Source organism: Streptomyces sp. NPDC094147 (genome assembly GCF_044764265.1).
Taxonomy (GTDB): domain Bacteria; phylum Actinomycetota; class Actinomycetes; order Streptomycetales; family Streptomycetaceae; genus Streptomyces.
Map to the genome: position 1 here is coordinate 239,519 of NZ_JBIWHT010000004.1, position 18,523 is coordinate 258,041.

At 72.3% G+C, this 18,523-nt stretch carries 17 protein-coding genes; 15 read left to right on the forward strand and 2 right to left on the reverse strand.

Annotated features, from left to right (window positions below; genetic code table 11):
* Positions 1–42 precede the first annotated feature (42 nt).
* From ACIQ8J_RS10155 to ACIQ8J_RS10175, 5 genes are all read left to right on the forward strand, one after another.
* A complete protein-coding gene (locus ACIQ8J_RS10155) occupies positions 43–1,407 on the forward strand; it encodes a glutamine synthetase family protein (RefSeq protein WP_403266013.1) in 1,365 nt (454 codons plus the stop codon).
* Positions 1,408–1,415: 8 nt separating this feature from the next.
* Entirely contained in the window at positions 1,416–2,786 is a 1,371-nt protein-coding gene (locus tag ACIQ8J_RS10160) for an aldehyde dehydrogenase family protein (protein WP_403266016.1), read from the forward strand.
* A gap of 5 nt (positions 2,787–2,791) precedes the next feature.
* Complete coding sequence (locus ACIQ8J_RS10165; RefSeq protein ID WP_403266019.1) at positions 2,792–3,574, forward strand: 3-oxoacyl-ACP reductase; 783 nt, start codon at positions 2,792–2,794, stop codon at positions 3,572–3,574.
* Positions 3,575–3,739: 165 nt separating this feature from the next.
* Positions 3,740–4,969, forward strand: coding sequence for an HAD family hydrolase (locus ACIQ8J_RS10170; protein WP_403266598.1), 1,230 nt, complete (start codon positions 3,740–3,742; stop codon positions 4,967–4,969).
* 22 nt (positions 4,970–4,991) lie between these two features.
* Positions 4,992–5,927 carry a DUF2510 domain-containing protein gene (locus ACIQ8J_RS10175; protein WP_403266020.1) on the forward strand — a complete coding sequence of 312 codons (936 nt, stop codon included), beginning with the start codon at positions 4,992–4,994 and terminating at the stop codon, positions 5,925–5,927.
* Between the two features lies 1 nt (position 5,928).
* Here the strand turns inward: ACIQ8J_RS10175 and ACIQ8J_RS10180 are convergent, their stop codons facing one another.
* A complete protein-coding gene (locus ACIQ8J_RS10180) occupies positions 5,929–7,131 on the reverse strand; it encodes an amino acid deaminase/aldolase (RefSeq protein WP_403266022.1) in 1,203 nt (400 codons plus the stop codon).
* Between the two features lie 162 nt (positions 7,132–7,293).
* On the opposite strand from ACIQ8J_RS10180, the gene ACIQ8J_RS10185 reads away from it, so the two are divergent.
* Genes ACIQ8J_RS10185 through ACIQ8J_RS10195 form a run of 3 tightly spaced genes read left to right on the forward strand, consistent with a single transcriptional unit; the run spans position 7,294 to position 10,326 of the window.
* A complete protein-coding gene (locus tag ACIQ8J_RS10185; protein ID WP_403266025.1) occupies positions 7,294–8,349 on the forward strand; it encodes a hypothetical protein in 1,056 nt (351 codons plus the stop codon).
* The gene (gene mycP / locus ACIQ8J_RS10190; protein WP_403266028.1) at positions 8,346–9,539 is read left to right on the forward strand and encodes a type VII secretion-associated serine protease mycosin; all 1,194 of its coding nucleotides are present in this window, start codon (positions 8,346–8,348) and stop codon (positions 9,537–9,539) included. Before ACIQ8J_RS10185 ends, mycP begins: the two co-directional genes overlap by 4 nt.
* 58 nt (positions 9,540–9,597) lie before the next feature.
* Positions 9,598–10,326: an SseB family protein gene (locus ACIQ8J_RS10195; protein WP_403266030.1), complete on the forward strand. Its 729-nt coding sequence runs from the start codon at positions 9,598–9,600 to the stop codon at positions 10,324–10,326.
* A 29-nt stretch (positions 10,327–10,355) separates the two neighbouring features.
* On the opposite strand, the gene ACIQ8J_RS10200 is transcribed toward ACIQ8J_RS10195, so the two are convergent.
* Positions 10,356–10,715 (reverse strand): DUF1844 domain-containing protein, encoded by a 360-nt coding sequence (locus tag ACIQ8J_RS10200; RefSeq protein WP_403266033.1) that lies wholly within the window; start codon positions 10,713–10,715, stop codon positions 10,356–10,358.
* A gap of 348 nt (positions 10,716–11,063) precedes the next feature.
* Between ACIQ8J_RS10200 and infC the strand changes: the two genes are divergently transcribed.
* The 7 genes from infC (at position 11,064) to pheT (ending at position 18,522) form a co-directional block, all read left to right on the forward strand.
* On the forward strand, positions 11,064–11,747 hold the full coding sequence (gene infC, locus ACIQ8J_RS10205) for a translation initiation factor IF-3 (RefSeq protein WP_403266601.1): 684 nt from the start codon (positions 11,064–11,066) through the stop codon (positions 11,745–11,747).
* 102 nt (positions 11,748–11,849) lie between these two features.
* On the forward strand, positions 11,850–12,044 hold the full coding sequence (gene rpmI, locus ACIQ8J_RS10210) for a 50S ribosomal protein L35 (RefSeq protein ID WP_403266036.1): 195 nt from the start codon (positions 11,850–11,852) through the stop codon (positions 12,042–12,044).
* A 104-nt stretch (positions 12,045–12,148) separates the two neighbouring features.
* The gene (rplT, locus tag ACIQ8J_RS10215; RefSeq protein ID WP_114037952.1) at positions 12,149–12,535 is read left to right on the forward strand and encodes a 50S ribosomal protein L20; all 387 of its coding nucleotides are present in this window, start codon (positions 12,149–12,151) and stop codon (positions 12,533–12,535) included.
* Between the two features lie 99 nt (positions 12,536–12,634).
* Positions 12,635–13,489 (forward strand): TrmH family RNA methyltransferase, encoded by an 855-nt coding sequence (locus ACIQ8J_RS10220; RefSeq protein ID WP_403266040.1) that lies wholly within the window; start codon positions 12,635–12,637, stop codon positions 13,487–13,489.
* A gap of 66 nt (positions 13,490–13,555) precedes the next feature.
* Positions 13,556–14,668 carry an ATP-binding protein gene (locus ACIQ8J_RS10225; RefSeq protein ID WP_403266042.1) on the forward strand — a complete coding sequence of 371 codons (1,113 nt, stop codon included), beginning with the start codon at positions 13,556–13,558 and terminating at the stop codon, positions 14,666–14,668.
* Between the two features lie 174 nt (positions 14,669–14,842).
* Positions 14,843–15,994, forward strand: coding sequence for a phenylalanine--tRNA ligase subunit alpha (pheS, locus tag ACIQ8J_RS10230; protein WP_403266045.1), 1,152 nt, complete (start codon positions 14,843–14,845; stop codon positions 15,992–15,994).
* Complete coding sequence (gene pheT / locus ACIQ8J_RS10235) at positions 15,994–18,522, forward strand: phenylalanine--tRNA ligase subunit beta (RefSeq protein ID WP_403266047.1); 2,529 nt, start codon at positions 15,994–15,996, stop codon at positions 18,520–18,522. Before pheS ends, pheT begins: the two co-directional genes overlap by 1 nt.
* Position 18,523 lies beyond the last annotated feature (1 nt).

Genomic DNA, 18,523 nt, shown 5'->3' on the forward strand with positions numbered 1-18,523 from the left:
CCATACCTTATGGCTCTCGGCTGACCCAAGGAGGAGCATCCCGTGGCAGACCGCACACCCCCGCTCTCGATCGAGGAGCTGCGCGCCCTCGTCGCGAGCGCTGAGATCGACACTGTCGTTCTTGCCTTCCCCGATATGCAAGGGCGACTCCAGGGCAAGCGCTTCGCGGCCGGGTTCTTCCTCGACGAAGTCCTGGCGCACGGCACCGAAGGCTGCAACTACCTGCTCGCCGTCGACACCGAGATGAACACCGTCGACGGGTACGCGATGTCCTCCTGGGAGCGCGGCTACGGCGACTTCGCCATGCACGCGGACCCGGCGACGCTGCGCCGCGTCCCGTGGAACGAGGGCACCGCGATGCTCATCGCCGACCTGGGCTGGAACGACGGCTCGCCGGTCGTCGCGGCCCCCCGCCAGATCCTGCGCCGCCAGCTGGAGCGGCTCGCGGAGCTCGGCTACACCGCCCAGGTCGGCACCGAACTCGAATTCATCGTGTTCAAGGACAGCTACGAGCAGGCCTGGGACGCCGGGTACAAGGGCCTCACCCCGGCCAACCAGTACAACATCGACTACTCGGTGCTCGGCACCGGCCGCATCGAGCCGCTGCTGCGCCGCATCCGCAACGAGATGCAGGCCGCGGGCCTGACCGTCGAGTCCGCCAAGGGCGAGTGCAATCCCGGCCAGCACGAGATCGTCTTCCGCTACGACGAGGCCCTGGTCACCTGCGACCAGCACGCCGTCTACAAGACGGGTGCCAAGGAGATCGCCGCCCAGGAGGGCGTCTCGCTCACCTTCATGGCCAAGTACGACCAGCGCGAGGGCAACTCCTGTCACATCCACCTCTCGCTCACCGACGAGGACGGCCGCAACGTGATGGCGGGGGACGGCCCCGGAGGCATGTCGCCGGTCATGCGCCACTTCCTGGCGGGCCAGCTGGCCGCGCTGCGCGACTTCTCCCTGCTGTACGCGCCGAACATCAACTCCTACAAGCGCTTCCAGCCGGGCTCCTTCGCGCCCACCGCCGTCGCCTGGGGCCACGACAACCGCACCTGCGCGCTGCGGGTGGTCGGCCACGGCCCCTCCACCCGCTTCGAGAACCGCCTGCCGGGCGGCGACGTCAACCCGCACCTCGCCGTCGCCGGACTCGTCGCGGCCGGCCTGTACGGCATCGAGCACCGGCTCGAACTGCCCGAAGCCTGCACCGGAAACGCTTACACCGGCGACTACGCCCATGTCCCCACCACCCTGCGCGAGGCCGCCGAGCTGTGGGAGAACAGCCCCATCGCCAAGGCCGCCTTCGGGGACGAAGTCGTCGCGCACTACCGCAACATGGCGCGGGTCGAGCTCGACGCGTTCGACGCCGCGGTGACCGACTGGGAGCTCCGCCGCTCCTTCGAACGCCTGTGAGGAACGACTTGTCCACTGCGTACGAGCTGCAGGTACTCAACCCGGCCACCGAAGAGGTGATCGCCACCGTCCCCGGCGCCACCGCCGCCGACGTCGACGCGGCGGTGGTACGGGCCCATGCCGCCCAGCGCGGCTGGGCGGCCGCGGCGCCCGCCGACCGGGCCCGGCTGCTCCGCCGGTTCGCGGCCACCGTCGACCAACACGTCGAGGAACTGGCCCGGTTGGAGGTCCGCGAGGCCGGCCACACCATCGGCAACGCCCGCTGGGAAGCGGGCAACGTGCGCGATCTGCTCGACTTCTCCGCCGGGGGAGTGGAGCGGCTGAGCGGCCGTCAGATCCCGGTCGCGGGCGGCCTCGACATCACCATCCTCGAACCGCTCGGCGTCATCGGCGTGATCGCCCCCTGGAACTTCCCGATGCCGATCGCCGCCTGGGGCACCGCCCCCGCCCTGGCCGCGGGGAACGCGGTGATCCTCAAGCCCGCCGAGACCACTCCCCTCACGGCGCTGCGCCTGGCCGAACTCGCCCTGGAAGCGGGGCTGCCCGAAGGACTCTTCCAGGTGCTCCCGGGTGCGGGCACGATCGCGGGCGACGCGCTCGTGGAGCACCCCGGCGTCGCGAAGATCGTCTTCACCGGGTCGACCCGGGTCGGCAAGCGGATCATGGCCAAGTGCGCCGACCGCGTGAAGCGGGTGACCCTGGAACTCGGCGGCAAGAGCCCCAACATCGTCTTCGCCGACGCCGACATCGAGGCGGCGGCCGCGGCCACGCCCATGTCCTTCCTGGACAACTCCGGCCAGGACTGCTGCGCCCGCACCCGCATCCTGGTCCAGCGCACCGCGTACGACCGCTTCCTGGAACTGCTCGCCCCCGCCATCCAGGAGATCGTGGTCGGCGACCCGTCCGACGAGAAGACCCGGATGGGCCCGCTGATCTCCCAGGTCCAGCTCCAGCGCGTCCGCTCGTACGTACCCGCGAGCGCGCCCGGCATCCGCGGCAGCGCGCCCGAGGGGCCCGGCTTCTGGTTCCCGCCGACTGTTCTGACCGGCCTCGACGCCGACGCCCCGGCCGCCGTCGATGAGGTCTTCGGGCCGGTCGCCGTCGTGCTCCCCTTCGAGGACGAGGCGGACGCGGTGCGGCTCGCCAATGCCACCGAGTACGGGCTCTCCGGTTCGATCTGGACCCGGGACGTCGGCCGCGCGCTGCGGGTATCGCGGGGCGTCGCCGCGGGCAACCTCTCGGTCAACTCCCATTCCAGCGTGCGCTATTCGACCCCCTTCGGCGGCTACCGGCAGTCCGGCCTCGGCCGGGAGCTCGGTCCCGACGCGCTCACCGCTTTCACCGAAACCAAGAACGTCTTCATCAGCACGGAGGCCTGAACCCCATGACCGACGAGATCATCTGCCGCCGCCTGGTCGGCCGCACCGCCGTCATCACCGGCGCCGGCAGCGGCATCGGCCTCGCCACCGCCCGGCGGCTCGCCGCGGAGGGCGCCAACGTCGTCTGCGGCGACATCGACGAGACGGCCGGCAAGGCCGCCGCCGAAGCCGTCGGCGGCACCTTCGTCAAGGTCGACGTCACCGACCAGGAACAGGTCGAGGCGCTCTTCAAGACGGCTTTCGACACCTACGGCAGCGTCGACGTCGCGTTCAACAACGCCGGCATCTCGCCGCCCGAGGACGACTCCATCCTCACCACCGGGCTCGACGCCTGGCGCAAGGTCCAGGAGGTCAACCTCACCTCCGTCTACCTGTGCTGCAAGGCCGCGCTGCCCTACATGCAGCGCCAGGGCCGGGGCTCCATCATCAACACCGCCTCGTTCGTGGCCATCATGGGCGCGGCCACCTCGCAGATCTCGTACACCGCCTCCAAGGGCGGTGTGCTCGCGATGTCGCGCGAGCTGGGCGTGCAGTTCGCCCGCGAGGGCATCCGCGTCAACGCGCTGTGCCCGGGACCGGTCAACACCCCGCTCCTCCAGGAGCTGTTCGCCAGCGACCCGGAGCGCGCCGCGCGCCGCCTGGTGCACATCCCGGCGGGCCGGTTCGCCGAGGCCGACGAGATCGCGGCCGCGGTCGCCTTCCTCGCCAGCGACGACTCGTCGTTCATCAACGCCACCGACTTCCTGGTGGACGGCGGGATCTCGGGGGCGTACGTAACTCCCCTCTAAACACCCGCTGTTCACCTCTGGTCCATGCGCAAGGCAGCCGGGCGTCGCACGACGCCCGGCTGTTCTGTCTACCGTCCGTGATGATCTTCCCCACGACAGGAGTCCCTCAGCGTGTCCACGTCCAGCATCGCCCGCCGGCTGCCGGTCCTCGCCGCGGTCCTCTCGATGGCCGCCACCGGTCTCGTCGCCGCCCAGCCCGCCGAGGCCCGGCCGGCCCACTGCCCCCGGCTGACCATCTCCCAAGGCTGGTACGGGGACAACCAGGCCCGGCTCCAGGAGCTGATCGACACCTACGGCACGTGCGGCGCGGGCGCCCGGCACGGCAAGAAGCCGGTCGCCGTCTTCGACTGGGACAACACCGTCGTCAAGAACGACGTCGGCGACGCGACGATGTACTGGCTGCTGCGCAACGCGAAGATCCAGCGCCCGGCGGGCGGCGACTGGCACACCACCAGCCGCTACCTGACCGGCGACGCCGCGACCGCGCTCGCCGCGTCCTGCCCGGCCGGTCCCTCCAAGACCCTCCCCACCGGCACCGACACCCAGTGCGCCGACGAGATCCTCGCGGTCTACGGCGCGGGCAGGACCAGCAAGGGCGCGGCGGCCTTCGCCGGGTACGACCGCCGCACCATCGAGCCCTCGTACGCCTGGCTCGCCCAGCTCCTGCACGGCTGGACGCCGGCCCAGGTCACGTCCTTCGCGACGGCGGCCCGCACCGAGAACCTGGCCGCCCCCGCCGACGCCGTGCAGACGGTCGGCAGCAACACCAAGGCCACCGCGTGGGTGCGCTACTACGACCAGCAGCGCGATCTGATCCGTACGCTCCGGAAGGCGGGCTTCGACGTCTGGATCACCTCGGCCTCGCCCGAGCCGGTCGTGGACGTGTGGGCGCGCGGCGCGGGCGTCGACCCCGACCACGCCATCGGCATCCGCTCCACCACCGAGCACGGCCGCATCACCTCGCACCTCAAGGGCTGCGGCTCGGCGAAGGACGGCGACGACTCGGTGATCACCTACATCGACGGCAAGCGCTGCTGGATCAACCAGGAGATCCTCGGCGTACGGGGTGCGGCGGCCGAGCGGGTCCAACCGGCCGACAGGCGGCAGGTGTTCGCGGCCGGCGACTCCGACACCGACGTCTCGTTCCTGCGCGACGCGACCGGCCTGCGGCTCGCCCTGAACCGCAACAAGAACGAGCTGATGTGCCGGGCGTACGACGACCACGACGGCCGCTGGATCGTGAACCCGATGTTCATCGAGCCCAAGCAGCAGCAGACGGCCCCGTACCCGTGCTCCACCACCGGCTACACCGGCCACGACGGCACCCCCGCCCCGGTCCGGCGCGGGGACGGCTCGGTCGTCCCGGACCAGCGGGACACGGTGTACGGGGGTTGAGGCCGGGTTCTAGGGTGTGGCCATGACCATGACGACACCGCCCGGCTGGTACCCGGACCCGGGCGCGCCCGGTGCCGAACGGTGGTGGGACGGCACCGCGTGGACCGCCCACACCAGAGCGCCGGGCGGGCAGGCGTTCGGCCCGGCGCAGCCGGTCGCTCCGCCGCAGCCGGTCACCGTCGTCGCCCCGCCCGTACGGCGGCGCGGCCCGCTGGTGGCGATCGGCGCGGCGGCCGTGGTCCTGGTCGCCGCGATCGTCGGCGGGGTCGTCGTCCTCGGCAAGGGCGACGACGCGACGCCGAAGACGGCGGGCGGCGCCACGGGAACCGCGTCGGGCAGCGCCACCAACTCGCCGCCGCAGAAGGCGAGTTCGGCGCCGTCCGCGGATCCGCACACCCTGGTCGACCAGCTCGACGGCATCACCCTGCCGATCCCGGACGGCTGGGAGAAGACCGACGACATGGTCGGCGGGCTCGTCACCATGCAGACGAAGGACACCTACAACTGCCCCGGCGCCTCCGGCTTCTGCCCGCACGCCAGGGTCAGCACCGCCACGGCCGCCTCGACCGACCTCAAGACCGCCGAGGCCATCGCCAAGAACGACATCGGCGACGCGGCCAACGCCGCCTACGACCGCGACCCGGTCGGCACCCGCCTCTACAACGGCATCACCTCGCACCGCGAAGTGAAGTCCGGCTCCGTGGTGGTGAACGGCCGCACCGGATACCTGGTGCGCTGGGAGGTCAAGACCGGTGCGGGGCCCGGCGGTTACGTAGAGTCGCTCGCCTTCCCCTCGACCGTCGGCAGCGAGGCGATGGTCATCGCCCGGTTCGCCTTCGACGCGGGCTCCGCCGGGCCGCCGCTCAGCCTCATGGACACCATCACCCGCGGCATCGCGCCCATCGGCGGCGGCCAGAACGGCGGCGTCGGCAGCAGCCTCGCCCCGCCGCCCGGCTGAGCTACAGGATCGTACGGCCCTCGCCCCGGTACGTCGGCACGGTCGCCGTCACCCGGTCGCCCTCGACGAGCTGCAACTCCTCGAAGCGCTCGCACAGTTCGCCCGCCTTCGCGTGCCGGAACCACACCTTGTCGCCGATCAGCAGATCGTCGGCGGGGGAGCCGAGCAGCGGCGTCTGCACCTCGCCCGCGCCCTCCTGCGGGTCGTAGCGCAGCCCCTCCGGCAGATACGGCACCGGCAGCCGGTCCGCACCGGGCGCGCCTGACGCCGGGTATCCGCCGCCGAGCACGGTCACCACTCCCACGCCCGGCCGGCGCACCACCGGCTGGGCGAACAGCGCGGCCGGACGCCCGCTGAACGACGTGTAGTTGTCGAAGAGCCGCGGCACATACAGCCCCGACCCCGCCGCGATCTCGGTCACCGCCGCCTCGGCCGCCGTGTGCTGGACGCTGCCGGTGCCGCCGCCGTTGACGAACTCCAGGTCCGGCACCACCGCCCGCACCGCGCGCACCACCTCGGCGCGCCGCGCCGCCAGCTCCCCGCGGGCCGCCGCCTGCATCAGCCGGATCGCCCGCGACCGCACCGGGCGCCCGGCCACCGTGTCCCCGACCCCCGCCACATGACCCTCGTACGCCATCAGACCCACCAGCCGGAAACCCGGCCGCCGGGCCACCGAGCGGGCCAGGGCGGCGAGTTGGGCGGGGGTGCGCAGCGGGGAGCGGCGCGCGCCGACCCGCACCCGGCCGCCGAGGAGATGGAGCGAGGTGTCCAGCTCCAGACAGACCCGTACCTCCAGACCGGCACGCTCCCGCGCCCGGTCCACGAGGTCCAGCTGCGCCGGGTCGTCGATCATCACGGTGACGGCCCCCGCCAGCTTGGGGTCCGAGGTCAGCTCGGCGAAGGAGGCCCGGTCCGCCGACGGATACGCGAGCAGTACGTCGTCGAACCCGGCCCGCGCCAGCCACACCGACTCGGCGAGCGTGAAGGACATCAGGCCGGCGAACCCGGGCCGCGCGAGCACCCGCTCCAGCAGAGCCCGGCACCGCACCGACTTGCTGGCGACCCGTACCGGCTTTCCGGCGGCCCGGCGGACCAGATCGTCCGCGTTGGCGTCGAACGCCTCCAGATCGACGATCGCGACGGGCGCATCGAGATGAGCGGTCGCCCGGTCGTACCGGGCGCGGTCAGCGGCTCGGGGTGTCATGGCGGAAGCCTGCCAGAACCGGTTACCACAAGGTAGGGGGACGATCGGGGCAGATGCCGCGGGCGTCCGGACCGGTCTCGGCCCGCACAGGATCAGCCCGTAGAGTGACGCCCGAGCGGCAACGGGCTGAACCGGACGGCAAGAGGGGTACGAGGGGGGCGGATGACCACCGACGCACGACGCCCCGGCACCCCTCAACCGCCGCCGCCCGCACCGGAACCCGAGCCGTCCGACGACCTCGCGCAGGCCCCCGCGCCGCGGGTCCCCGGGGACGCCGCGGGCCGGCTGCGCTCGGCCCTGGACCTGATCGACCCGGGCCCGGTCCTGCCGAACACCCCCGGACCGTACGTGACTTCGGCCCCGCCGCCCCCCGTCATACCCCCGCTGCCCGCCACCCCGCCGCAGCCGCTGCTGCCCCCGGAACCCCTCTCCGACGAGCCCACCGGGCTGCGGCCGGTGCCCTCCCGGCGCCCCGGACGCGTGGCCGCGGCCGCCGCCTGCGTGGTCCTCGGCACCGGGCTCATCGGCGGGGCCGCTGCGGGTACCTGGCTGGGCGGCGACTCCGCCGGGCCCGCCGCCCGCAGCAACTACGCCGCCGCCCGCGACCTGTGGCACAGCGTGCCGGTCGACACCCTCTTCCCCCCCACCATCAAGGGCACCGGCGCGGGACCCGGCGGCGCCGACCGCGACTGGATCCGGATCGGTGTCGCGCCCGACGGCGACTGCGCGGGCGCCCTCGACCCGCTGCTCCTGAAAGTCCTCGAACCGGTCGGCTGCGCCCGCATGGTGCGCGCCACCTACACCGACGCGACCGCCAGCAGCGTGACCACCGTCGGCCTGGTCTTCACCCAGGCCGAACCGGCCGCGATGACCGCTCTGGAGAACCGGTTCGTCCAGGAGAAGCTCGGCGACCGCGGCGATCTGATGCCGCGTACCTTCTCCGTCAAGGACACCGAGGCCGCCGCCTTCGGCGACAAGCAGCGGGCGAGCTGGACCGTACGGGTTCTCACCGACGCCCCCGTCGTCGTCACCGCAGTCTCCGGATTCGCCGACGGCCGACCGGTCACCGCGCCCCAGTCCGCCGAACAGGCCACCACCGTCGGCGCGACCGGCCCCGTCGCCGAGGCCGGCCTGGGCTTCGAGGCCGAGGGCATCGCGGACAACGTCGAACGCGGCCTGCGCAAGAAGGCCGCCGCCACCCCGGAGCCCGCTCGATGACCAAGCCCGCCGTCCGGCTGCGCCGCACCGCCGCACTCACGTCGGCCGCCGCGCTCACCCTGCTGCTGACCGCCGCCCCGGCCCGCGCCGACGGCATCCGCGACCGCCAGTGGGAGCTGGGCGCCATGCACACCCAGCAGGCGTGGCGTACGAGCAAGGGCAGGGGCGTCACGGTGGCCGTCCTCGACACCGGGGTCGACGGCAGCCATCCCGACCTCGCCGGACAGGTCCTGCCCGGCACCGACCTCATCGGCTTCGGCGCGAGCCAGGGCAGCCGCGACTGGGCCCGGCACGGCACCGCCATGGCCGGCATCATCGCGGGCCACGGACACGGCGCCGACAACGAGTCCGGGGTGCTCGGCGTCGCCCCCGAGGCCAGGATCCTGCCGGTCCGGGTCATCCTCGAATCCACCGACCCGGCCCGCAAACAGGCCCGTGAGACCAAGGGCGGCGCGCTGGCCGACGGCATCCGCCGGGCCGCCGACAACGGCGCCGGCGTCATCAACCTCTCGCTCGGCGACGACAGCGAATCCGCGCACCCCGAACCCGCCGAGGACGCCGCGATCCAGTACGCGCTCGGCAAGGGCGCCGTCGTCGTGGCCTCCGCGGGCAACGGCGGCGACCAGGGCGACCACATCTCCTACCCGGCCGCCTACCCCGGCGTCATCGCGGTGGCCGCCGTCGACAAGAACGGCACCCACGCCTCCTTCTCCACCCGCCGCTGGTACGCCACCGTCAGCGCGCCCGGCGTGGACGTGGTCATCGCCGACCCCGACCGCAAGTACTACGAGGGCTGGGGCACCAGCGCCGCCTCCGCGTTCGTCTCCGGCGCCGTCGCCCTCGTGCGCTCCGCCAACCCCGGGCTCACCCCCGCGCAGATCAAGAAGCTGCTCGCCGACACCGCCCGCGACGCCCCCCGAGGCGGCCGCGACGACGCCCGCGGCTACGGCATGGTCGACCCGGCCGCCGCCCTCACCGCCGCCGCCAAGCTGAAGCCCGCCGGGCTGCGCTCCGAGTCCACGGGGTACGGCAAGACCTACTTCGGCAGCGGCCCGGACGCCCCCGTCTCCGCCGAGGCCCCGGCGAACTGGCTGGCCCCCGTCTCCGCGGGCGGCGGCATCCTGCTGCTGACCGCGGGCTTCGTCCTCTGGCGCTCCACCCGGGTCAAGACCCCGCGCGAGTGGCTCTGAGGCAGCCCTCCCCGAAGGCCGTGCCGGACCCGGTACCGCCCCCGGTTAGGCTCGTGCCGTGGCGCTCAAGAACATTCCGGATTCCGGTTTCTCCGACGACGACGGCACTGCCGCCCCCGAACTGACCGAGGCGCTGGCCGCCTGGGCCCAGGACCGATCGGCCGAGCCGCGGGTGCTCGCCGCGCTGCGGACGGCCAGGCTGCTCGTCCCCGTGGTCGCGATGCTCGGCGAGAGCGAGATCGACGAACACGGCCTCAAGCGCGAGAAGACCAGCGACATGGCCGTCCCCACCCTGAAGGCGGGCGACCGCACGGCGCTGCCCGCGTTCACCTCCATCGAGGCGCTCGCCCGCTGGGATCCCGCGGCCCGGCCGGTCGCCGTCCCGCTGCACCAGGCCCTGGCGGCCGCCGTGCACGAGAAGGCCGACACCGTGGTCATCGACCTCGCGGGCCCGGTCGCGTACGAACTGAAGGGCGCGGCCCTGCTCGCCCTCGCGGAGGGCCGCGCCGGCACGGACCCGCTGGAGGACCCGTCGGTGCTCGAAGCGGTGCGCTCCGCCGTGGCGGCCGTTCCCGCGGTGCTGCGCGCCCACCTCGGCCCCGGCAGCGCGGACGGCACGCTCGCCCTGGTCCTCGCCGACGGGGAGGCGCCGGCCGACGCCGCGCGCCGGGTCGCGGAGCTGATCGCCGCCGACGAGACCCTGCGGGCCCGGCTTGTACGGGGCCTCGACCTCGCGCTGCTGCCGCCGCAGGCCCCGCAGCCGAACGAGCCGCTCTTCACCCGCTGAGGGGAGGAGCGGCCCGTCGGTGACGGGGCTCAGCCGAAGACGGCGCCCGTGTACTTCTCGCCCGGACCCTGGCCCGGCTCGTCCGGCACGATTGACGCCTCGCGGAAGGCCAGCTGGAGGGACTTGAGGCCGTCACGCAGCGGGGCCGCGTGGAAGGACGAGATCTCGGTGGCCCCGGCGTCGAGCAGACCGGCCAGGGCGTGCACCAGCTTGCGGGCCTCGTCGAGGTCCTTGTACTGATCGCCCTCCTCGGTCAGCCCGAGCTTCACGGCGGCGGCGCTCATCAGGTTCACGGCGACCGTCACGATCACCTCGACGGCGGGAACCTCCGCGATGTCGCGGGCCATGGTGTCGAAGTCTGCGGTCTCATTCAGGGGCGTTTCAGTCATGCCCCACACGATATGCGGTGCGGGCCACCGCGCCTCCCGCACACTCGATTAGCCGCCCTGTCCGGTTGCTGCTAACCTTGTGTAACGACCGGCCAGGCACGTGTGCCCGGCCCACAAGTGGAGGCTCCGATCTCCCACCCGACCACCCTCCGGGGCGGCGGGTCATCCGGTCAGGTGGCCACCATCGTTCCGTACGGACGATGGAGCCGCCCGATGTGCGCCCCGCGGTGGACCGCGGCGGTGTTCCGGTTTTCTTGGAGCCCCGCCTGTGTCCGTCCGGGGCATTTTTCGTTCTCCGTGACGGTTGGTCACGTCATACAGACGTACGCGGCTGTCTGCCGGACAGCTGTGTGGTGCTACCGAGGAGGATCCATCAGCGCCGAGCCCCGCATCAACGACCGGATTCGCGTGCCCGAGGTGCGACTTGTCGGCCCCAGTGGCGAGCAGGTCGGAATCGTTCCGCTTGCCAAGGCCCTGGAGCTCGCACAGGAGTACGACCTCGACCTGGTCGAGGTGGCGGCGACCGCCCGTCCGCCCGTGTGCAAGCTCATGGACTACGGGAAGTTCAAGTACGAGTCGGCCATGAAGGCCCGTGAGGCGCGCAAGAACCAGGCGCACACGGTCATCAAGGAGATGAAGCTCCGGCCGAAGATCGACCCGCACGACTATGACACCAAGAAGGGTCACGTCGTCCGGTTCCTCAAGCAGGGCGACAAGGTCAAGATCACGATCATGTTCCGTGGTCGCGAGCAGTCCCGGCCGGAACTCGGCTACCGACTGCTCCAGCGCCTCGCTTCGGACGTGGAGGAGCTCGGCTTCGTCGAGTCCAGCCCGAAGCAGGACGGCCGAAACATGATCATGGTCCTCGGTCCGCACAAGAAGAAGACCGAGGCGATGGCCGAAGCCCGCGAGGCCCAGGCGGCCCGCAAGGCGGAGCGCCAGGGTCAGTCGGCTCCGGCGGACGAGACCGAGACCGCGACCGAGGCGCCCGTCGCCGAAGCCGTGGCCGAGGAGCACCCCGCCGAGGCCTGATTCCGGGACAGCCGTTCCGGATGTCAACCGATACACATGACGCTCCCGAGCGCCGGTCCCCGGACCGGCTGGGAGCGCCACTGACGAGGAGATAACGGCGCTATGCCGAAGAACAAGTCGCACAGCGGTGCCAGCAAGCGCTTCAAGATCACCGGCTCCGGCAAGGTGCTCCGTGAGCGCGCCGGCAAGCGCCACCTGCTCGAGCACAAGTCGTCCAAGCTGACGCGTCGCCTCTCCGGCAACGCCGAGATGGCCCCGGGCGACGCCAAGAAGATCAAGAAGCTTCTCGGCAAGTGACGTTCCTCCGCCTCCGGTCACCGGAGACGGAACGTCGAGACCGGGACCTATTCGATTTCGGGTCGTGTGAGTCCAACCACGGCCCCGCTACAAGGAGTTAACAAGTGGCACGCGTCAAGCGGGCAGTCAACGCCCACAAGAAGCGCCGGGCGATCCTCGAGGCGGCCTCCGGCTACCGCGGTCAGCGTTCGCGCCTGTACCGCAAGGCCAAGGAGCAGGTCACCCACTCGCTGGTCTACAACTACAACGACCGCAAGAAGCGCAAGGGCGACTTCCGTCAGCTGTGGATCCAGCGCATCAACGCCGCTGCCCGCCAGAACGGCATGACGTACAACCGCCTCATCCAGGGTCTGAAGGCCGCCAACATCGAGGTGGACCGCAAGATCCTGGCCGAGCTCGCGGTCAACGACGCCAACGCGTTCGCCGCGCTCGTCGAGGTTGCCCAGAAGGCCCTCCCGAGCGACGTCAACGCCCCGAAGGCCGCCGCCTGATCAAGGCGCCTTCCCTGGCATTGCCCGGACCCGCAGGCTCCCGCCTGCGGGTCCGCTGCGTTCCCCCCTCGCTACGTACGAAATGAGAGCCGCCGACCCATGGGCACCCCCGAGCTGATCTCCCCGCGTTCCCCGCGCGTCGCCGCCGCACGCCGGCTCGCCCGGCGCAACTTCCGGGGCAAGGAACGCCGGTTCATCGCCGAGGGACCGCAGGCCGTGCGCGAGGCCGTCGAGCACCGCAGCGGCGGCGAGGCCACCCTGATCGAGCTGTTCACCACCGTCGAGGCCGCCGAGCGGTACGCCGACATCGTGGCCGCCGCGCTGGGCGCCGGCGCCCGCGTCCACTACGCCGACGACGAGGTGCTCGCCGAGGTCTCCCAGACCGTCACCCCGCAGGGCCTGGTCGGCGTCTGCCGCTTCCTCGACTCGCCGTTCGAGGAGATCCTCCGGGCGAAGCCGAAACTGGTCGCGGTGCTCGCGCACGTCCGCGACCCCGGGAACGCCGGCACCGTACTGCGCTGCGCGGACGCCGCCGGCGCCGACGCGGTCGTCCTCACCGACGCCTCCGTCGACCTCTACAACCCCAAGTCCGTGCGCGCTTCGGTCGGTTCGCTCTTCCATCTGCCGGTCGCCGTGGGCGTACCCGTCGAGCAGGCCGTCCAGGGGCTGCGGGACGCGGGCGTGCGCATCCTGGCGGCCGACGGCGCGGGCGATGACGACCTCGACGCGGAGCTCGACGCCGGCACCATGGGCGGGCCCACCGCGTGGATCTTCGGCAACGAGGCCTGGGGCCTGCCCGAGGAGACCCGGGCACTCGCGGACGCCGTGGTGCGGGTGCCCATCCACGGCAAGGCCGAGAGCCTCAACCTCGCGACCGCCGCCGCCGTGTGCCTCTACGCCTCCGCTCGTGCGCAGCGTGCTGCGGGAGGGTGCCGCTCCGTCACCTCGTACTAGTAGTGTTGCGGGCTCGGGGGCCCACTCAGCGCTTCGGAGAGGTGGGATACGGGGATGGCTGTCGGCATGAGCAGCACCGGCAACAGCACCACGCTGTGCCCTTCCGACCGTCCTGACGCCCCCGGCTTCGACCCCGACGACCTGCCCGACGGCATCGTGGTCGCCGACGAGAAGGGGCAGGTGGTCTGCTTCAACGCCGCCGCGGTGCGGATCACGGCCGTCGCCAAGCACGAAGCGCTCGGCCTCCCGCTGGAGCGGGCGCTGCCCCTGGAGGACCTCAAGGGCCGCCGCTGGTGGCAGCTCACCGATCCGTACGGCGGACTCGCCATCCGGGTCGGCCAGCCCGAACGCAATCTGCTGCTGCCCGGGGGCCGCGAAGTGCTGGTCTCCGCGCGGTACGTGCGCGAGCACCCCACCGGTCCGGTCCGGCGGGTCGTGGTCAGCCTGCGCTCGACCGAGGCCCGGCGGCGCACCGAACGCTCCCACGCCGAGCTCATCGCCACCGTCGCCCACGAACTGCGCTCCCCGCTCACCTCCGTGAAGGGCTTCACCGCGACGCTGCTCGCCAAGTGGGAGCGGTTCACGGACGACCAGAAGCGGCTCATGCTGGAGACCGTCGACGCCGACGCCAACCGGGTCACCCGGCTCATCGCCGAGCTCCTCGACATCTCGCGCATCGACTCCGGGCGCCTCGAAGTGCGCCGCCAGCCCGTCGACGCCTCGGCCGCCGTCGGCCGCCACATCCAGGCCCATGTCGCCTCCGGCCAGTCCCCGGACCGCTTCCTGGTCCGCGTCCAGCGCCCGCTGCCCGATCTCTGGGCGGACCCGGACAAGATCGACCAGGTGCTCGGCAACCTGCTCGAAAACGCGGTGCGCCACGGCGAGGGAACCGTCACCATTGAGGTGGCACCAGCACCCGTCCGCATCGAAGAGCACGACGAGAAGGGAACGGCCGTCACCGTGAGCGACGAAGGCCCAGGCATCCCCGAGGAGTCGATGGGCCGTGTCTTCACCCGCTTCTGGCGGGGCAGCAAGCGCGGCGGGACCGGCCTCGGCCTGTACATCGTCAAGGGCATCGTCGAAGCGCACGGCGGCACCATCACCGTGGGGCGCGGGCCCGGCGGCGGCGCCCAGTTCCGATTCATCCTGCCCGTCGGCGCTCCGGCGTATCTCCAGTAGATCGCCCCCCGAGCCGCCCACGGGCGCACTCGCATTCCTTCACCCCGTTAGACTCGACCTTTGGCGCGTTTGTGTCCGCGCGCTATCGCCGTATCGCTGTCGCGGTCGCGGGGACCCCCGGCCTGGGGGCACCTCCCAGCGTTAGCTGGGGGACAATCGGAAGCACGGGAAGAGATGTCGGCACCCAATAAGTCGTACGACCCTGTTGAGGTCGAGGCGCTGAAACCGGAAGAGATCGAGCGCATGCGGGACGAGGCGCTCGCCGCCTTCGCGGCCGCCGGTGACCTCGAAGCGCTCGCCCAGGCGAAGACCGCGCACACCGGAGGCACCTCGCCCCTCTCGCTCGCCAACCGCGAGATCGGCGCGCTGCCGCCGCAGGCCAAGGCAGCGGCCGGCAAGCTCGTGGGCATGGCCCGCGGCGCCGTCTCCAAGGCCCTGGCCGCCCGCCAGGCCGAGCTGGAGGACGAGCGCGACGCCCGGGTCCTGGTCGAGGAGGCGGTGGACGTCACACTGCCGTACGACCGGGTACCGGCCGGCGCCCGCCACCCGCTGACCACGCTCTCCGAGCGCATCGAGGACGTCTTCGTGGCCATGGGCTACGAGGTCGCCGAGGGTCCGCAGGCCGAGGCCGAGTGGTTCACCTTCGACGCGCTCAACATCGGCCCGGACCACCCGGCCCGCACCGAGCACGACACGTTCTTCGTCCAGGGCCCTGGGGGCACCTCCCAGGCCGAAGGCCTTGGGGGAAGCTCCGCCAACTCCGGCGTCGTGCTGCGCACGCACACCTCGCCCGTGCAGATCCGCTCGATGCTCGACCGCGAGCCGCCGGTGTACGTGATCTGCCCCGGCCGGGTCTACCGCACCGACGAACTCGACGCCACGCACAGCCCGGTCTTCCACCAGGTCGAACTGCTCGCCGTCGACGAGGGCCTCACCATGGCCGACCTCAAGGGCACCCTCGACCACATGGTCAAGGCGCTCTTCGGCGAGGACATGACGACCCGGCTGCGGCCGAACTTCTTCCCGTTCACCGAGCCGTCCGCCGAGATGGACATGGTCTGCTACGTCTGCCGCGGCGAGTCCGTCGGCAACCCGGACCGGCCCTGCCGCACCTGCTCCTCCGAGGGCTGGATCGAGCTCGGCGGCTGCGGCATGGTCAACCCGAAGGTGCTCACCGCCTGCGGAGTGGACCCCGAGAAGTACAGCGGATTCGCCTTCGGCTTCGGCATCGAACGAATGCTGATGTTCCGCCACAACGTCGAAGACATGCGAGACATGGTCGAGGGTGACGTCCGGTTCACCCGGCCGTTCGGGATGGAGATCTGATGCGGGTCCCGCTTTCCTGGCTGCGGGAGTACGTCGACCTGCCGGCCACCGAGACCGGCCGCGACGTGCAGGCCAAGCTCGTCGATGCCGGTCTTGAGGTCGAGACGGTCGAGCAGCTCGGCGCAGGCCTCAAGGGCCCCCTGGTGGTCGGCAAGGTCCTCACCATCGAGGAGCTGGACGGCTTCAAGAAGCCCATCCGCTTCTGCACCGTCGACGTCGGCATGGCCAACGGCACCGGCGAGCCCCAGGAGATCGTCTGCGGCGCCCGCAACTTCGCCGTCGGCGACAAGGTCGTCGTGGTGCTGCCCGGCGCCGTGCTGCCCGGCGACTTCGCGATCGCCGCCCGCAAGACGTACGGCCGGACCTCGCACGGCATGATCTGCTCCAGCGACGAGCTCGGCATGGGCCCGGACACCACCGGCGGCATCATCGTGCTGCCCCCGGAGCACGAGGTCGGCACCGACGCCATCGCGCTGCTCGAACTCGTCGACGAGGTCCTCGACATCGCCGTCACCGCCAACCGCGGCGACTGCCTGTCGATGCGCGGCGTCGCCCGCGAGACCGCGATCGCCTACGGTCTGCCGCTGCGCGACCCGGCGCTGCTCGACGTGCCCGCGCCCAACTCGTACGGCTACCCGGTGAAGATCGCCGACCCGATCGGCTGCGACCGCTTCACCGCGCGCACCGTGACCGGCCTCGACCCCGAGGCGCGCTCCCCGATCTGGCTCCAGCGCCGGCTGCAGAAGGCCGGGATGCGCCCGATCTCGCTCGCCGTCGACGTCACCAACTACGTGATGATCGAGCTCGGCCAGCCGCTGCACGCCTACGACCGCACCCTGGTCGACGGGCCCATCGGGGTCCGCCGCGCCGAGGCGGGCGAGCTCCTCACCACGCTCGACGGCACCAAGCGCAAGCTCGACGCCGCCGACCTCGTCATCACCGACAGCCGGGGCCCCATCGGCCTCGCCGGTGTGATGGGCGGAGCCAACACCGAGATCGCCGACTCCGTCACGGACCCCGAGACCGGAGCGGTCAAGGGCACCACCGACGTCGTCATCGAGGCCGCGCACTTCGACGCGGTCGCCATCGCCCGCAGCGCACGCCGCCACAAGCTGTCCTCCGAGGCGTCCAAGCGCTTCGAGCGCGGGGTCGACCCGCAGGCCGCGGCGGCCGCCGCCCAGCGGACCGTCGACCTGCTCGTGCTGCTCGCGGGCGGCACGGCCGAGGCCGGCGTCACCGAGGTCGTCTCGCCGTCCGCGCCGCGCACCATCGCCATGCACGCGGACCACCCGGACCGCGTCGCGGGCATCGAGTACGGCCGCGAGACCGTCGTACGCCGCCTCCAGGAGGTCGGCTGCGACGCGTACGGGCAGGACGAGCTCGTCGTCACCGTGCCGTCCTGGCGCCCCGACCTCACCGAGCCGAACGACCTGGCCGAAGAGGTCATCCGCCTGGAGGGCTACGCCAACCTTCCCGCCACCCTGCCCAAGCCGCCGGCCGGCCGGGGCCTGACCGAGCGGCAGCGCCTGCACCGCCGGGTCGGCCGCGCGCTCGCCGGGGCCGGGTACACCGAGGCGCCGAGCTACCCGTTCGTCGCCGAGTCGGTCTTCGACCAGCTCGGGCTCGAAGCGGACGACCCGAACCGCCGCGCGGTGAAGCTGGTCAACCCGCTCAGCGACGAGGAGCCGGCGCTGCGCACCACGCTCCTGCCGGGGCTGCTCGCCGCGCTGCGCCGCAACGACGGCCGTGGCAGCCACGACCTGGCGCTCTTCGAGACGGGTCTGGTCTTCCACCCGTCCGAGCACCCGGGCGTCGCCGCCCGCCTGCCCGTCGACCGCCGTCCCACCGACGAGGAGATCGCCGGCCTTGACGCCGTGCTGCCGGTGCAGCCGCGGCACGCCGCCGTCGTCATCGCCGGTGCCCGCGAGCAGGCCGGCTGGTGGGGCAAGGGCCGCCCGGCGGACTGGGCCGACGCGGTCGAGGCCGCCCGGACCGTGGCCCGCGAGGCGGGGCTCGAACTCGCCGTGGACCAGGGCCGGTACGGCCCCTGGCACCCGGGCCGCTGCGCCGAGCTGTATGTGTTCCCCGAGGGTGTGAAGACCCTCGTCGGGCACGCCGGCGAGCTGCACCCGCGCGTCGTCAAGGCGTTCGGCCTGCCCGCCCGCACCTGCGCGATGGAGCTCGACCTGGACCTCATCGAGCGGGCCGGCGAGGGCACCGTGCAGGCGCCGAAGATCTCCGCCTTCCCGGTGGCCACCCAGGACGTGGCGCTCGTCGTCGACGCGGACGTCCCGGCCGCCGCGGTGGAGAACTCGCTGCGCATCGGCGCCGGTGAACTCCTGGAATCCATCCGGCTGTTCGATGTCTACAGCGGCGAGCAGGCCGGCGAGGGCAAGAAGTCGCTGGCGTACGCGCTGCGGTTCCGCGCCGCCGACCGCACCCTGACCGTCGAGGAGGCCTCGGCCGCCCGCGACGCGGCGGTGGCCCTCGCGGCCGAGCACGTGGGCGCGGTGCTGCGCGGGGCGTAGC

Bases quoted from the DNA above. Each gene is read 5' to 3' on its own strand.
- ACIQ8J_RS10185 (WP_403266025.1), top strand. From the start codon at position 7,294: ATGACCACCGACGCACGACGCCCCGGCACCCCTCAACCGCCGCCGCCC.
- ACIQ8J_RS10180 (WP_403266022.1), bottom strand. From the start codon at position 7,131: ATGACACCCCGAGCCGCTGACCGCGCCCGGTACGACCGGGCGACCGCT.
- pheT (WP_403266047.1), top strand. From the start codon at position 15,994: ATGCGGGTCCCGCTTTCCTGGCTGCGGGAGTACGTCGACCTGCCGGCC.
- pheS (WP_403266045.1), top strand. From the start codon at position 14,843: ATGTCGGCACCCAATAAGTCGTACGACCCTGTTGAGGTCGAGGCGCTG.
- ACIQ8J_RS10175 (WP_403266020.1), top strand. From the start codon at position 4,992: ATGACCATGACGACACCGCCCGGCTGGTACCCGGACCCGGGCGCGCCC.
- ACIQ8J_RS10220 (WP_403266040.1), top strand. From the start codon at position 12,635: ATGGGCACCCCCGAGCTGATCTCCCCGCGTTCCCCGCGCGTCGCCGCC.
- ACIQ8J_RS10170 (WP_403266598.1), top strand. From the start codon at position 3,740: ATGGCCGCCACCGGTCTCGTCGCCGCCCAGCCCGCCGAGGCCCGGCCG.
- rpmI (WP_403266036.1), top strand. From the start codon at position 11,850: ATGCCGAAGAACAAGTCGCACAGCGGTGCCAGCAAGCGCTTCAAGATC.
- ACIQ8J_RS10200 (WP_403266033.1), bottom strand. From the start codon at position 10,715: ATGACTGAAACGCCCCTGAATGAGACCGCAGACTTCGACACCATGGCC.
- ACIQ8J_RS10165 (WP_403266019.1), top strand. From the start codon at position 2,792: ATGACCGACGAGATCATCTGCCGCCGCCTGGTCGGCCGCACCGCCGTC.
- ACIQ8J_RS10225 (WP_403266042.1), top strand. From the start codon at position 13,556: ATGAGCAGCACCGGCAACAGCACCACGCTGTGCCCTTCCGACCGTCCT.
- mycP (WP_403266028.1), top strand. From the start codon at position 8,346: ATGACCAAGCCCGCCGTCCGGCTGCGCCGCACCGCCGCACTCACGTCG.